16 protein-coding genes are annotated in these 15,871 nt (G+C 42.0%); 7 read left to right on the forward strand and 9 right to left on the reverse strand.

The genetic code is table 11. The features are described 5' to 3' along the window. Positions 1-9: 9 nt before the first annotated feature. A complete protein-coding gene (gene hrpA / locus CDG61_RS11095; protein WP_087549621.1) occupies positions 10-3,945 on the reverse strand; it encodes an ATP-dependent RNA helicase HrpA in 3,936 nt (1,311 codons plus the stop codon). 345 nt (positions 3,946-4,290) lie between these two features. On the opposite strand from hrpA, the gene ahpC reads away from it, so the two are divergent. Beyond that, on the forward strand, positions 4,291-4,854 hold the full coding sequence (ahpC, locus tag CDG61_RS11100) for an alkyl hydroperoxide reductase subunit C (protein WP_087512526.1): 564 nt from the start codon (positions 4,291-4,293) through the stop codon (positions 4,852-4,854). Between the two features lie 87 nt (positions 4,855-4,941). Here the strand turns inward: ahpC and CDG61_RS11105 are convergent, their stop codons facing one another. Continuing rightward, positions 4,942-5,715, reverse strand: coding sequence for a glucose 1-dehydrogenase (locus CDG61_RS11105; RefSeq protein ID WP_087549212.1), 774 nt, complete (start codon positions 5,713-5,715; stop codon positions 4,942-4,944). A gap of 412 nt (positions 5,716-6,127) precedes the next feature. Between CDG61_RS11105 and CDG61_RS11110 the strand changes: the two genes are divergently transcribed. Further along, positions 6,128-6,334: a KTSC domain-containing protein gene (locus tag CDG61_RS11110; RefSeq protein WP_087512524.1), complete on the forward strand. Its 207-nt coding sequence runs from the start codon at positions 6,128-6,130 to the stop codon at positions 6,332-6,334. A gap of 56 nt (positions 6,335-6,390) precedes the next feature. Here CDG61_RS11110 and CDG61_RS11115 read toward each other — a convergent pair whose 3' ends face one another. The 6 genes from CDG61_RS11115 to CDG61_RS11140 all read right to left on the reverse strand — a co-directional run bounded on the left by CDG61_RS11115 (position 6,391) and on the right by CDG61_RS11140 (position 9,725). Further along, positions 6,391-6,984 carry an O-methyltransferase gene (locus tag CDG61_RS11115; protein ID WP_087549213.1) on the reverse strand — a complete coding sequence of 198 codons (594 nt, stop codon included), beginning with the start codon at positions 6,982-6,984 and terminating at the stop codon, positions 6,391-6,393. 72 nt (positions 6,985-7,056) lie between these two features. Then, a complete protein-coding gene (locus tag CDG61_RS11120) occupies positions 7,057-7,272 on the reverse strand; it encodes a DUF1653 domain-containing protein (RefSeq protein WP_087512522.1) in 216 nt (71 codons plus the stop codon). A 75-nt stretch (positions 7,273-7,347) separates the two neighbouring features. Then, on the reverse strand, positions 7,348-7,704 hold the full coding sequence (locus CDG61_RS11125; RefSeq protein ID WP_087512521.1) for a hypothetical protein: 357 nt from the start codon (positions 7,702-7,704) through the stop codon (positions 7,348-7,350). Positions 7,705-7,742: 38 nt separating this feature from the next. After that, a complete protein-coding gene (locus tag CDG61_RS11130; RefSeq protein WP_087549214.1) occupies positions 7,743-8,711 on the reverse strand; it encodes a hypothetical protein in 969 nt (322 codons plus the stop codon). A 47-nt stretch (positions 8,712-8,758) separates the two neighbouring features. Beyond that, positions 8,759-9,166, reverse strand: coding sequence for a roadblock/LC7 domain-containing protein (locus CDG61_RS11135; protein WP_394357212.1), 408 nt, complete (start codon positions 9,164-9,166; stop codon positions 8,759-8,761). Position 9,167: 1 nt separating this feature from the next. After that, positions 9,168-9,725: a GTP-binding protein gene (locus CDG61_RS11140; protein ID WP_087512519.1), complete on the reverse strand. Its 558-nt coding sequence runs from the start codon at positions 9,723-9,725 to the stop codon at positions 9,168-9,170. 671 nt (positions 9,726-10,396) lie between these two features. On the opposite strand from CDG61_RS11140, the gene CDG61_RS11145 reads away from it, so the two are divergent. The 5 genes from CDG61_RS11145 to CDG61_RS11165 all read left to right on the forward strand — a co-directional run bounded on the left by CDG61_RS11145 (position 10,397) and on the right by CDG61_RS11165 (position 14,618). Next, positions 10,397-10,741 (forward strand): hypothetical protein, encoded by a 345-nt coding sequence (locus CDG61_RS11145; RefSeq protein ID WP_087512518.1) that lies wholly within the window; start codon positions 10,397-10,399, stop codon positions 10,739-10,741. Positions 10,742-10,997: 256 nt separating this feature from the next. Further along, positions 10,998-11,699, forward strand: a complete 702-nt coding sequence (locus tag CDG61_RS11150) for a VIT1/CCC1 transporter family protein (protein WP_087512517.1) — start codon at positions 10,998-11,000, stop codon at positions 11,697-11,699. A 186-nt stretch (positions 11,700-11,885) separates the two neighbouring features. Continuing rightward, positions 11,886-13,097, forward strand: coding sequence for a YeeE/YedE family protein (locus tag CDG61_RS11155; protein WP_087549215.1), 1,212 nt, complete (start codon positions 11,886-11,888; stop codon positions 13,095-13,097). A gap of 185 nt (positions 13,098-13,282) precedes the next feature. Continuing rightward, a complete protein-coding gene (locus tag CDG61_RS11160; protein ID WP_087549216.1) occupies positions 13,283-14,326 on the forward strand; it encodes an NAD(P)H-dependent flavin oxidoreductase in 1,044 nt (347 codons plus the stop codon). Between the two features lie 94 nt (positions 14,327-14,420). After that, positions 14,421-14,618, forward strand: a complete 198-nt coding sequence (locus CDG61_RS11165; RefSeq protein WP_087549217.1) for a hypothetical protein — start codon at positions 14,421-14,423, stop codon at positions 14,616-14,618. Positions 14,619-14,636: 18 nt separating this feature from the next. On the opposite strand, the gene dusB is transcribed toward CDG61_RS11165, so the two are convergent. After that, a complete protein-coding gene (gene dusB / locus CDG61_RS11170) occupies positions 14,637-15,614 on the reverse strand; it encodes a tRNA dihydrouridine synthase DusB (RefSeq protein ID WP_265936245.1) in 978 nt (325 codons plus the stop codon). Positions 15,615-15,871: the final 257 nt, after the last annotated feature.

Genomic DNA, 15,871 nt, shown 5'->3' on the forward strand with positions numbered 1-15,871 from the left:
AAATCTATTTTAACCGATTCCAAGCTTTTCCCATACCTTTTGCAGTCTGGTTGGGGAAATTGGCATCTTTGTTTTCATTGGCTGAGAAAACAGGGAAATTCTCAGTTCTTCCACCATGAAATATAAGTCTTTTAATTTTGGATCATTTTTGAACTTAAACAGCTTATCCATCCATGAATCCACTTCTTTAATCGCAGCGTCATCACGCTTCAGATTATTCGGTAATCGGTCCAGACGCAACAGTACCGCTTTCAGATATCGCGGATATTCCTGCCAGATATCAATCTGACGGGTATAGGCAAAATCTGCAAGACTCATCAGATCAAGCTGATCCTCAATATCATCCATATTTCGACCAAATACATCCTGATTCAGCATCAACAGCTGCTGACGGATTTCCTGCCACTGAATAAATATCTCACTGATGGTTTTTAAGGCTTCCTGTCCATGAGACAGATAGGTCTTTTTCACCTCGCCCACCAGTGCTGTAAATTCAGCAGCATTTACCGGCAGTTTCTGTACAGACATCTGCAATGTTGCATAAATTAAAATCTGTTCCAGCTGTGCTTTATCACCCAGTGGCGAATATGCCAGTGCCAGCTGTTTTGAAATCTGTTTCTTTAACTGTCGGATCAGATCACCAAGCTGCATGTGTACCAGCCTGATCACCCCTTCTCTGTGCTGACGGATCGCTTCTTCCCGGTCATTGAAAGTCTGAATGACAATACCTGACTCATCTTTCGTCTCCAGTTTTCTGAATGCTTTCACTGGAACAAGCGCCTGATACTGCTTGACCATCACACCGGTCACTTCATGCGATGCTTCAAAAGTAAACTGCTCAGGGAACGTCTGAAATTCACCTTTCAGCTGTTTGACAGGACTGTGTGTTTCTGTCCGGCAACGGGCTTTTAACTCAGATGGGTCACGCCCTTTTTCAATTATGTGCCCTTTTGCATCCACAACCTTAATAAAAGGCAACAGATACTGTTCAACCCGTTCAAAGGAGAAATCTTTTTCAGAAATCTGCTCACCACGAAGCTGAAAAGCCAGATAACTGAAAATATGCTGATTCAGATGCTGAGCATCCACAGCTTTGATCAACCTGCGGGCAGTATCTGGAACAGGAACCAGATTACGGCGTTTATCTTTAGGCAGCGTTTTCAGTAATGCCTCAATCAGATCCTGACGCCAGCCTGGAATCCCCCATGACCAGATATTTTCATCCAGCTGAGCTAAAGCCTGAACAGGAACAGTCACCGTAGCTCCGTCTTCATCATGTGCTGGATCGAAACGGTAGGTTGCTGCCAGTCTCAACTCACCATTTCGTAACCAGTCTGGAAACTGCTGTGTAGTCGGACGGTCATTCATCCATAAAGCGTCATCATCGACATACAAATATCGGGGATTTTTTGCTTCTGTGGTTGCGCGCCAGTCCTCAAAACTGCGACGGCTTGCAATTTCTTCAGGAACTTTTGCCGCATAAAACTGATAAATTGTTTCTTCATCCACAACCAGATCACGCCGGCGTAACTTGTCTTCTACCCGCTCCACTTCTTCAAGTTTCAGCAGGTTATGCTTTAAAAATGCAGGTGTGGTTCCAAGGTTTCCCGTGGTCAGCGCATCTCTGAGGAAAATTTCATGAGCAGTAGCCTGATCCACTTTTTCATAATTAATTTTTCTTTTTGGTTCAATAATCAGACCAAACAGTGATATCTGATCATAGGCATTGACCACGCCAGGTTTTTTCGACCAGTGCGGCTCAAAATAATGATGTTTTAATAAATCCGGTGCCGCCAGTAAAATCCATTCAGGTTCAATTTTTGCCATGGTCCGCAGATAAACCTGAGAGGTCTCAACCATTTCAAAAGCCATCACCCACGGCGTATTGGTTTTATGCAGAGTGGATGCAGGAAAAATACGGGCTTTTTGCTGACGGACAGCCATAAAGACATTTCGCTCATCCGTTTTATTGGCAATAAAAGACAGCAACCCTGTCAGCAATGCTCTGTGCAGATTTTCATAACTTGCTTTCTTTTCATTGAATGAAAGTTTCAAGCCCTGAGCCAGATCAAGCAGCTGTTCATGTGTTTTTTTCCATTCACGAAGTCGAAGCCAACTCAGAAAATGCTGTTTAGCAAAATTCCTACGTTTGTTTTCGCTCATGGTTTCACGGTTTTCGTGCAAGGTTTCCCACAGTTTTAAATAAAACAGAAAGTCAGAATCTGCTTCACGGAACAGTGCATGCTTCTGATCTGCCTGCATCTGTTTATCAGCAGGTCTTTCCCGTGGGTCCTGAACGGCCAGCGCCGCAACAATAATCAGGATTTCATTCAGCACACCAAAATGTGCGCCACCTATAATCATCCTTGCCAGTCGTGGGTCAATCGGCATTTTTGCCATCTGCTGACCAATGCGGGTGAGTTCGCCTTTAGATAAATCGCCCTTATTGCCTTTTTTAGAGGGTAAATGAGCAGGTTTTTCTAAATTTGGTTCCTGGTTTTTTGATGCTGATTCATCGTGAATCGCGCCAAGTTCAACCAGCAGTTTCCGACCATCGTTCACCAGTCTGTGATCAGGTGGCTCAATGAAATCAAAGTCTTCAAGCGTACCCAACCCCAGGCTTGCCATCTGTAAAATAACCGATGCCAGGTTGGTTCGTTTAATTTCAGGTTCTGTAAATTCAGGACGACTCTGAAAATCTTCCTCACTGTACAGACGGATACAGACACCAGGAGCAATACGTCCACAACGTCCTTTACGCTGATTCGCTGCTGCCTGAGAAACCGCTTCAATCGGTAAACGCTGAACCCTGGAACGATAGTTATATCGGGATATACGGGCAAATCCACTGTCAATCACATAGCGGATATTCGGCACTGTCAGTGCTGTTTCAGCGACGTTTGTTGCAATAATAATCCGTCGTCCACCACCTGATGGATTAAATATTTTTTCCTGTTCGGACAGCGCCAGTCGTGCATATAAAGGCAGCACTTCAGTATGACGGGGACCAAATTTCTGTAAGGTTTCCTGGAGTTCCCGAATTTCCTGTTCAGTACTGGCAAAAACCAGAATATCTGCATGTTCAGGATGACCTTTACTCTGTGCATCGTGAAAACATTCCTCCACCGCTGAAACAACAGCCCGTGGCAGATTTTCTTCAAAATCATCAAACTCATCGTCATCACTGCCACCAATGCTCAGCTCAGAGATCGGACGGTAACGGACTTCTACGGGGTAACTGCGCCCTTCAACTTCGAAAACAGGGGCATCATTGAAATACTGACTGAAACGGTTCACATCCAGTGTTGCAGAGGTAATGATCACTTTCAGATCCTTACGACGCGGCAGCAACTGTTTCAGATACCCCATAATAAAATCAATATTTAAGGAACGCTCGTGCGCCTCATCAATAATAATGGTGTCATATTTTAATAAATAACGGTCATTGACCAGTTCAGCCAGCAGAATTCCGTCCGTCATCAGACGCACGATGGAATCATTTGAACCCTGCTCATTAAAACGGACTTTAAATGAAATGGACTCTCCGAGTTTTTCTCCCACTTCCTCTGCAATCCGCTTTGACACACTTCTGGCAGCAAGACGGCGTGGCTGAGTATGACCAATCAGTCCCGTCAGACCACGCCCTGCAAGCATGGCAATCTGAGGCAGCTGAGTCGTTTTACCCGAACCCGTTTCACCGGCAACGATAATGACCTGATTCTGCTGGATCGCCTCAATCAGCCTGTCTGCATACTGAGTGACGGGCAAATCCTGATTCAGCTTTATGGTCGGTAAACTTGCGAATCTTTTTTTGACCTGATGACTGGATTTTTCAAACAGCGCCTGATACTGCTCGCTGTTTTCATCGGTAGATTTTCTGAGACGATTTAAACGATGGCGATCACGCACCATAACGAGCTTATCTACATTTAAATCACACTGCACAGAATTCATACCTGATCAAATACTGAAACGACCTATTTTACGCTGTAATCCCCCTGAGCGGAAGAACATGCATTTTGTTTAATTTTAACTTTTTTGCATTTTACCCTTGAATTTTAAGACCAAAGGCATCATGTTCTTTATCAGGTCGAACAACAGATGCTTCTGTCATTCAGACATCATAATTCTGATGCTAAATGGACAGAATAATCTGTCAGTGCTGAAAGTTGATACATTTCACAATTCGGTTTTTCCGATACTGTTAATGTAAAAATACCATTTCAGCAATAACAAAAAGTTCGATACCCTATTGGAAATTAAATACAAACCTCAATCATGGAGATAATGATGAGCTTAATTAATACTGAAGTTAAACCATTCAGCACTACTGCATTCCAGAACGGTCAGTTCATCGAAGTTACTGAAGCTGATCTTAAAGGCAAATGGTCTGTTGTTTTCTTCTATCCTGCTGACTTCACTTTTGTTTGCCCAACTGAGCTTGGTGACCTTGCAGACAACTATGCTGAATTCCAGAAATTAGGCGTTGAAATCTACTCTGTTTCTACAGACACTCACTTCACTCACAAAGCTTGGCATGATTCTTCTGAAGAAATCAAAAAAATCCAGTATGTAATGGTTGGTGATGCAAACTGGACTCTTGCTAAAAACTTTGACGTTCTGATCGAATCTGCTGGTCTTGCTGACCGTGGTACTTTCGTTATCGATCCAGAAGGTAAAATCCAGATCGTTGAAATCAACGCTGGTGGTATCGGTCGTGATGCTCAGGAACTTCTTCGTAAAGTTAAAGCAGCTCAGTATGTACACGCTCACCCAGGTGAAGTATGTCCTGCTAAATGGAAAGAAGGCGATGCAACTCTTGCTCCTTCAATCGACTTAGTTGGTAAAATCTAATTTTATAATTAGATCATACTGATTGAAAAACCACGCTTTTCAGCGTGGTTTTTTTATATCAGTTTTCAGATGACTGAATGTATGCCACTAATCCAGAGTCTGAACACCTCCACCGTTCACAAAAATCGTCTGCCCACTGACCCAGGACGACACTGGCGAAGCAAAATACAGCATTGCACCTGCAATATCTTCTGCAGTACCTAAACGTTTAATCGGTGTATGTTCCAGCATTTTCTTTTCTATTTCAGGTGTCAGCACACTGGCCAGAGCAACGGTACGGGTTGCCCCCGGTCCAACGGCATTGACTCTGATTTCAGGTCCAAAATCAAACGCCAGGTTTGCAACCATATGATTCACTGCTGCTTTTGATCCACCGTATCCGCTCATATTCGGAGAAGCATTTTTACTGGACATGGAAGATGTGAACACAATTGAACCATAACCTGATTTTTTCATATGCGGTGCGCACAACTGACCCAGACGCCAGCCACTGAATACATTTAAATCAAAATCCCGCTTAATATCATCGACACTGATTTTAAATGGATTTTCACGCCCACCACCGCCACCACCTGCATTATTGATCAGGATATTCACGGTACCAAAAGTACTGACCGTTAAATCCACTAGATCAACCAGGCTTTGATCTTCTAAAATATTACATTTCACAGCCAGAGATTTCTGACCATTTTTTTCCAGCTCATCCACAAGTTGTTGTGCTTTTTCCAGATTCAGATCCGCAATAACAACCGTCGCTCCAGCTTCAGCCAGAAGTAATGCAGTCGCTTTACCTATTCCATCCGCACCGCCGGTCACGATTGCGACTTTATCCGTCAGGGAAAACAATTCATTAATTTTCATACTCTAACCTTTTATAAGTGATATCAGACCAGAAACAGAACATCATATTTATCATATATTTTTTCAATATATGAGTTTCAGACTCATAAACCGTTACACTACTGAAAAGCATATAGTCCAGTCAGTGTTTTTAATTAAAAACAACAGGAAAAATCCAGCAAATAAAAAGGACTGATTAAAACCAGACTGAGATATAAGCAATTTTACTGATCACCTCAGCAGACTGTCTCAGCCAGAAATCCCTTTTACTTTCCACCCTCTTATACAATATGCAAAAACTGGATATACATAGTTAAAAATCAATGTGATAAATTACAAATCTGCAACACTGTCCCGCATGTAAATCAACTAATTTCAAAGCATGCAGAAAATGATTTTCTGTAAAATAATCAAAAAAATAAGGGGGTTGCTTATGGGAACAGCGTTAACTGTGACATCCTGGAAATACAGTACGACTTCACGGTATTTAAAAATTTTTTATAATAATGGTTCTGGTGAGCTGTATCATCCAGTGCCCGAATTCATTTATGACAACTTACTCCGCTGTAGTGATAAAACAGCCTTTATTCATAAATATTTAGAATATAACCTGCACTTTAACCGCATTACGATTGAATAAATCTTTTCGTTTTCATTGAACAGAATCAGGGGAATATTCCCTGATTCTTATACAGACTATTCGGTATACGTCACCATGAACAGTCCTGCGCCAATCGGCAAAGTTGCTGTCATAAACGATCTGTTCTGTTTCACTTCACAGATAAAGTTTTTAACTTCTGCAGCATGTGAAATCACATTATCCACGATAAGCACCGCCCCTGAATGACTGATCATATTTTTCAGAAAAGGCCAGTAATCCATATAGGTATGACGCTCTGCGTCCAGTAAAATCAGATCGTACTGCTCTGTACTGGATTCAAGATAATCTTTGGCATCGCCAGTCCAGAAATCAATCACCTGACCCACATTCAACTCTTCAGCATAGCTTTTTGCCTGAGCTGTTCTGTCTGGATCAATCTCCAGTGTTGTGACTTTAGCACCCGTAACAAGAGCAGCATCTGCAAGCCACAGCGTTGAATATCCAGTCGATGTACCTATTTCGAGTATTTTTTTAGACTGTTGAATACGGATCAGCATCGCTAGGTACTGAGCCGATTCAGTTTCAATATTCCGATAACGCTTTATCCGGTCAGACTGTGTTGCATCAAACTGAATAAAACTTTGATAAAGCTCATTTACACGCTGAGTAAATTCAGGACTTAAACTCATAAACAACTCCATGCCATATTCAACATTGATTCATTATTATGCAAAATCAAAGGGTCATTCCTGTGACAGCTTTCAGGTCTTCTGAATCAATCTGAAACGGGGAACCACTTCACCATTTTCAAGCTGTACAGTTTCAGCGAACATCTGCAATGGTCTGACCCACATCGAGTAATCACCATACAGACACTGATAAACCACCAGTTTTTCTTCTGTTTCACTGTGAGTGGCGACATGAAAAACCTGATACAGTTTCCCCTTATAGTGCTGATAAATACCCTGAGCGATCATGCATCGTTTCCTTTAAGACCATTCTGTCACTATAACATTCAATCATAAAAAAACTGCCTTACGGCGGTTTTTAACTTAAGAAAAATCAAGTTCTTTTTCGAAAGCTTTCAGCTCATACCGAGCCATTGCCAGGTTTGATTTTGAACGGTCAAGTACCAGATACAGGAACAGTGCTTCATTTGTATCAAGTGGACGGATCAGATGGTACTGCTTACCCAGTGTGATCAGAATGTCTTCGATATTGTCATCCAGCTGAAGTGCTTTTGCTACTTTACGCTTTGAACGGACAACTTCAGTATTCCCTGCTGCTGCAAGCTCCAGATCAATTCCACTCCCCTGAGTAGCAAGTGCAAGACCACTGTCACTGTCAATCAGTGCTGCTGCAACAAAACCGTCAATTGAACTGAGCGTATCCAGTGTTATACGTGCCATATTTTTCTCCTAGAGCATAATCAATGTTATATAAAAACTTAAAGTCCAAGTTTTTTACGCAATTTGCCAAAAAAGCTGCGAATTGCATGATGTTCCTCAGCTGAATTCTTTTCAGCTGATACCCGAAATTTTGCGTCTTCTGCGCGAATGCTTTTCCCCATATTCAAAAGCTGCGCAACTGCCACAAATCTGCCAACCCGCTCTGCTGAAAGATTTAAAGCCTGATGCACATCTTTGAGATTTGCACCCAGCGAAAAACAGCTCGCGATTTTCAGCAGTTCGCGGCGTTGCAGTCCTTTTTCAAATTGTGGCCACATTTCCAGTCTGAAACTCTCACTTAAAGGAATTTCATTCAGGCGTATTTCTGAAGACTGCATTAACATCTGCCACAACCATATTTTCAGATCCTGAGCATGCTGATTACGGGTAATATCAAGCACCTGTTGTCCAGTTGCATAAGACTGGTTCAAAGTCATATTCAGTGAGCGACCATTGTGTTCCTGAACAGGCCAGACCCGCTCTGTCATACAGTCCACCAGCGCAATTGGACCATAGGTATCAAAAAGCTGAATATAGCCATTTCTGGGCAGAAAAATTTCATGGAAAACATTTTCCAGCCCCTGAATCCCTTTTTCTCCCTGTAAAATCTCTAGGCTTGATACCTGCCTTGAAACAGGTTCATAATCAAAAAACAGCGACTGTAATGCTGCTCTCAGATCATCCGTCTGGAGTATGGGATAAAATAAAGTATCCCCTTGCAACTGACCACCGGACTCATTACTTCTGACCAGTTTAAAAACCACAGGTTTCTGCTGCTCTATAATCTTCTGAATATTATGTGAGTCATAAAAAGCTTCATTAATTAAAAACAGATCAATATTTGGCTCAGACAGACCTGCCCAGTACACCTGCACACCAGCAGGCAATGCAGATTTAATGGAAATTTTAAACTGATCCTGAATACTCAAACTTAAACCGAATACCGCAATATTCAAAATATGTTTCATTTTTCAACCATAGCTATTGGCGTTCAGCATATCTGCTGGATGCTGAATTATTTAATGCGGGAAAGCAATTCAGCTTCCTTTTTCATATAAAACAACAACTGCCCAATCAGAACATCTGTTGACGCACTGGCAACCATCGCCATGGGATACTGAGGATGATCCACCGCTGTCAGTACAACCTTGCCATTGTCTGCATCAAGGGTGATGGTATTACATCCAGACAGACTGATTTCTGCAATAAAAGCAGAAACCATGGCTAAAATTGAGCTGCTGACAGCTGCAATTTTCCCTGTATTTTCAAGGTTTTTTTTCGTAGCCAGTGCAAGCTCAAAACCATCTGACGTACACAGCATGACAAAATTAATACCACTGACTGAATTCAACAGTTCAGTCAGATGCTCTTTTCCGAGCCTGGAAATATGTTCTGGGACCTGGCGTGATTCCATTAAATTCATTTTAAACTCCTGCGGACTTCTGCCCGAACTGAGTATTGATCTCAACTGATGCAATCAGGGTTTCAATCATGAGCAAAACATCATCCCGATTACGGGCATCCACTGCATACAGAGGAAAATGCAGATCACGAATCAGCATCCAGTCACGATATATTTTCAGAACCTGATCATCCTTTTCATCCAGATGAGTGATTCCAATGACAATATTATTGCCATAAGCTCTGAATGCATCGAGATAAAACTCAAGATCCTGTAAACGCTCAGTCCGTGAATGATCAATTAAAATGACTGTGCCCAAAGCCCCTTTACACACAATGGACCACATAAAATTAAATCTGTCCTGACCTGGCGTGCCATACAGACCTATTTTGATACCATCTTCGAGGCAAATTTCCCCATAATCAATTCCAACCGTTGTCAGATATTTAGTATGTGATTCAACGTCTGTATTACGTGCTTCTGTTGAAACCACATCAATATCGGATAACACTTTAATGGCAGCAGACTTACCTGCTCCCATTGTTCCCCCAAAGGCAATTTTATATTGCTGAAAAATCACTTAAGAAACTCAATTTTTTAAAAAATAATGATTAAGTTCACATAAATATGAACAAATGCAATGTACACTGATTTTATTAAATATCTAATATTTATTATATATTTATACCAATCAATAAATTTACGGCATTTTTCCGCTGAAAACTTGATGCCTGATGAATTGTTAACTTTTGTAATTAATCGTTTTTTTATATAAGTAAAATTTTAATGTTCAAATATCATACTTTCCTACTAACAAGAATTTTTCTATATTTATCAGTGATAATTATCTTATAGAACCAGTTGAAATGATCAAACCACCTGAAACAGGTTAAAAAATCATCCTATACAGGGATTATTTATTCTTTTTTATTTATCTAAATAATGAACTGAAATAATATTCATCTGGACAGACCACTGATCAGGAAAAGCGGATACATCCATCATCCACCCAAAAAATTCATGAAATATTCACCGCTTCATTCTCAATCACAGATATATAACCTAAGCTCCATAGCGATATTCAGGAAAGCAATACAAAAATTTAAGTCATGTGAAGTACAGACATACGGCATTCTTTTTTAATCTAAAAATTACATTTCATTAACAATTTTTGATCTTTTTCTGTTCATTTTTTCCGTTATATTCCATATATCCGCATACTGTGGAGATGAAAATAAAAGGAAAATGAAAATGAATAAACTACTTATTGCTTTAAGTCTGGCTGCCACCGTTGCTCTTGTAGGCTGTAATAAAGACAAAGCGCCTGAAACGGGTGCAACTACAGGTGAGCATCTTGAAAATGCTGCTACACAAGCTGGTGAAGATGTGAAAAATGCAACTGCTGATGCTGCCAATGCAACTGCAACAGCTGTTGATAATGCTGCTGACTCAGCGGTTCAGGCTGCTGACAATGCCGCGGCTCATGCTGAAAATGCTGCTGCACATGCAACTGATGCTGCGAAAAATGCAACCGCTGCAACTGCTGCTGCAGTTGAACAGGGTGCTGCAGATGTAAAAGAAAAAGCTCAGCAATAATATAAAAAGCCTTCATCCTGGGATGGAGGCTTTTTATTGCCTGCTGAATCCTGCCTGCCGATAACGGATTATTTTTCTTTTTTAATATTCAACTGGGACACCAGAATCAAAAACACTTCGCCATAGCTTAATTGAACGAATAACTGTATTATTTTTAATAATATTTCTGATGCAGCTTTAAGTCTGCATCCTGCCTGAAAACAGATCATCACACAAACAGTCATCACCAGACTTCGTTATAAAGGACAGCTTTACAATGAGTTACTCCCACCATCAGGAAAAGCATTATATCCACCGTACCGGATGGTTACGTGCAGCTGTACTGGGAGCTAATGATGGCATTATTTCAGTCACCAGTTTAATCATGGGGATGGCTGCCAGTGGTGCATCCACTCATACCCTGCTGGTCACCTGCATTGCGGGATTAATTTCCGGTGCAACTTCCATGGCAGCAGGAGAATACATTTCTGTAAAGTCACAGGTCGATATTGAAAAAGCAGACCTGCATATGGAAGCCCGCGAACTTGAAAAAAATCCTGGGCATGAACTCAAAGAACTGACCCATATTTATACCCTGCGTGGCTTAACTCCAGAACTGGCACATGAGGTTGCTGTTCAGCTGACAGCCAAGGATGCACTTGAAGCACATGCCCGTGATGAGATAGGCATACATGAAAATACTGCTGCAAATCCTGTTCAGGCAGCAGGCTCCTCAGCACTTGCATTTTCACTGGGCGCACTGTTTCCAATGTGCTCTATACTGCTCAGTCCAGATCAGTATATTTCCACGGTTGTTATGATTGTTGGCATACTGTCCTTAGCAACACTGGGTGGTCTGTCTAGCTATTTTGCAGGAACATCCATTTTCAGAGGCAGTGCAAGAGTCACCCTATGGGGCATTCTTGCCATGGCATTTGCCAGCTGGATTGGCTCTCTCTTTAATGTCACGCCTGTTTAGCTCTTTATCGAGTGAATAAACAGCAAAATGTTTGAATTTTTAAATGAAATTTAAATCACTTTTACCAATATAAATTATAAGAAATACTCAGTTAAATTTTTAATATTCTATGTATTTACATAATATATGACGATCAGATTGAATTAAAATATCGACACATTATTTGTTTAGATTTACTTTAATTTCATGTCTGTAATTACCGAAAAAACCAGCCGACCCAGCACCACCGTCTGGGTTGCTTTACTGTTGCTGTCTGTTGGAACAATAAGTGCTTACAGCCTGGTAGGTATCAACCAGGCACTGCTGTTTTTAATTGGCGGTGCACTGGGAATGACCCTGTATCATGCATCCTTTGGCTTTACCTCCAGCTGGCGGGTATTTATTAAAGAACGCCGAGGTCGTGGTCTGCGTGCACAGATGATTATGCTTGCACTTGCGGTACTTCTGTTCTTCCCTGCACTCAGCGCAGGAGAGCTATTTGGCAACCCTGTAAAAGGTAATGTCAGTCCTGTTTCCATGTCTGTTGCCATTGGTGCTTTCATTTTTGGTATAGGGATGCAACTCGGTGGTGGCTGTGCTTCAGGCACACTTTATACTGTAGGCGGTGGCAGTGCCCGCATGGTGGTGACCTTACTTTTCTTCTGTCTGGGGTCTGTGATTGCAACATCGCACCTGGACTGGTGGTTCAATCTGCCCCACCTGGCTCCCATTTCAGTGATTGATCAGTTCGGAGCTGCTCCTGCCATATTACTGAACTTAATCCTGTTTGCAGTCATTGCTTTTATTACTGTAAAAATGGAAAAGAAACGCCACGGTTCACTTGAAACCGTCAGTGCATCTCAGATTCATGGCTGGAAACGCTTTCTGCAAGGTCCCTGGCCACTCATTTTGGGCGGTATTATTCTAACCCTATTGAACTTTGCAACACTTGCACTGGCAGGAAAGCCCTGGGGTGTCACATCTGCACTGGCATTATGGGGAGCAAAAGCGGTCAGTACGGTGGGCATAGATGTCAGCAGCTGGCACTACTGGCAACATGCAGGCAATGCAAAAGCACTGAACAGTCCTTTATGGCAGGATGTAACATCCATGATGAACTTCGGCATTATGCTGGGTGCATTACTGGCTGCAAGCCTGGCAGGTAAATTTGCACCTAATCTGAATATTCCAAAACGCTCTCTGATTGCTGCTGTCATCGGTGGCTTACTGTTGGGATATGGTGCCCGTCTCGCTTATGGCTGTAATATCGGTGCATATTTCAGTGGTATTGCTTCAGGCAGTTTACACGGCTGGTTATGGCTGATCTGCGCATTTACCGGCAATAGCTTTGGTGTAAAGTTACGACCTTTCTTCTTTCCAGGTGAAAAACCACAACCTGAAAAACTCAGCTCCTGCTGATCAGTTTTATTGAGTTAACAGACTGAAATATACTCAGTCTGTTAACTGCTATCTGTACACTTCCATCCAACAAACCCACGTTCTGCCAATGTTTCGGTATAAATATTAAAAAACGAAATAGCGAATATAATTTGCCAAAGCCTGCACTCTTAGGCAAAGTGATAATGAACTAAGGGAGCCTGATCATGTCTATACTTCAACTACTTGGAATTAAACATCCTGTTCTACTGGCACCAATGGCTGGGGTTTCCACACCTGAGCTTGCAGCAGAAGTTTCCAATCAGGGCGGTTTAGGCTCACTCGGATTGGGTGCAGCATCTGTTGAAGCAGCCAGAAAACAGATTACTGAGACGAAATCTCTGACAGATGCACCTTTTCAGGTTAATTTTTTCTGTCATGAAAGTGTTGAACAGAATCCACAGATCACTCAACAGTGGATCAAGAGTTTCAGCCCATTATTTGAAAAATTCAATGCTGCTGTACCTGAAAATCTGAACTGTATTTACCCAAGTTTTAAAGACAATGATGACTTTCTGAACCTGGTACTGGAAACCTCTCCCCAGGCAGTCAGTTTTCATTTTGGAATTCCTCATCCACACCAGATTCAGGCACTGAAAGCAGCCGGTATTATCACCATGGTCTCTGCAACAAATATTGCTGAAGCCAGAATGATTGAACAGGCAGGTATTGATATCATTATTGCCCAGGGCATTGAAGCTGGTGGTCATCGTGGGATTTTCAATGAATCCTATGACAGTGCAGTTCAGACCGCTGACCTTGTTCGGCTCTGTAAAAAATACTGCAGCATTCCTGTTGTTGCAGCCGGAGGCATTATGAATGGTCAACAGGCACGCCTGATGCTTCAGACAGGAGCGGATGCGGTACAGATGGGCACTGCATTTGTTCAGTGCAAATCATCTGCTGTAAATGACGCATACAGAAAAGCCCTGTTCAGCAAACCCGCCACACAGATTACTGCCAGTATTTCGGGACGCCCTGCACGAGGTATTATCAATCACTGGCACTGCGATATAGATCAGCCAGATCGTCTGGCTGTACCTGCCTATCCATATGCCTATGATCTGGGTAAACAGCTGCATGCAGCAGCAAGTAAAGTTGGTGATTCAGGTTATGGTGCATTCTGGGCAGGCACAAATGTTGCTCAGATCAGAGACATGGATGCCAGAGACCTGATGAATCAGTTAATACTTGAAATGAATCTCACCTGAACCGGTCACAATATCCCCAGTTCTGGGGATATATTTTGCATCATATCCCCTGTAATTTGCCTCATAATTATTTAACTTTTTAAGTTGTACAATTATGGGGATTGCATTACTTTGCCTGGTGCTGATTGGCTTTTCAGTCGACAGCGTACAGCATTATCAGGCTGAAAAAATTACGAAAAATAAAACTGTCACTCAGGCTGAACATTCAGAAAAAAATCAGCCGGATCAGAATCAAGTTACAGCGGAAACAACTGAAACACTGCAAAGCATGGTTATTACCAAAAGTAAGTAACCTTCTTTAAATCAGGAACTACTTTGTGTCCAGCAGATTGACCTGTTCAATCTGAACATCACTCATGATTTCACCATGTGCCAGCAACTGATTAAAATAGTCTTCCACTACTTTAAACTGTGCTGTTGTACTTTCAACTTTATACATATTCTGACGGAATTCATTGCTGCTGCGCAGCCCTTTGGTATACCAGGCAATATGTTTTCTGGAGATTCTGCAACCTGAGTATTCACCATAAAACTCATACAGCTCAGATAAATGCCCAAGCAGGACATCTTTCACTTCCTGTATGGAAGGTGCTGCCAGGTGTTCTCCGGTTTGCAGATAATGCCCAATTTCACGAAAAATCCACGGACGCCCCTGTGCAGCACGACCAATCATAATTGCATCTGCACCCGTATAATCCAGTACATATTTTGCTTTTTCAGGGCTGTCAATATCACCGTTAGCAATCACAGGAATTGCAATATGCTGCTTCACTTCTTTAATCAATGAATAACGCGCAGTATTCAGGTACATATCTTCACGGGTACGCCCATGCAGTGCTAAAGCAGCAATCCCTGCTTCTTCTGCACGCTTTGCAACCCGCATAATATTTTCATGACCATTTAAAAAACCGAGACGGGTTTTCAGTGTTACAGGGACATCCACTGCTGCAACTACGGCATCCAGAATACGTGCAACCAAATCTTCATCTTTTAAAAGAGCAGAGCCTGCCAATTTGTTACAGACTTTTTTGGCAGGACAACCCATATTGATATCTACAATCTGAGCGCCATTCGCAACCTGATAACGCGCTGCTTCAGCAAGATCAGCCGGTTCAGAACCTGCAATCTGAGCTGAGATCGGAGCAATTTCACCATCAAAATTTGCGCGGTACAGACTTTTTTTACTCATACGCAAGGTTTTGTCTGAGGTCATCATTTCACTGACAGCATGACCTGCACCAAAATACTTGCACAGCGTTCTGAATGGTCTGTCGGTCACGCCTGCCATGGGCGCGACCCAAAGTTTTCTATCAATTGATCTGTCAAACAATTCATTGATTACACTGTGTTGACTCAATTCAGTCGCCTCATTTAACTTTGCCTGATTGTTTCATTTCCAGCATCATGGTGCATGACCGCTTTTACGCGCTCAGTGACTGGAGAGATAAAACAGATGAATAGATGCAGCCGGTACTGCAACAAGGTGCGTATTTTAGTAAATTCAGCTGAAAATATCCATTCGCTCACTCTGTCTTATCGAGACTA

Source organism: Acinetobacter sp. WCHAc010052 (assembly GCF_002165295.2).
GTDB lineage: Bacteria > Pseudomonadota > Gammaproteobacteria > Pseudomonadales > Moraxellaceae > Acinetobacter > Acinetobacter chinensis.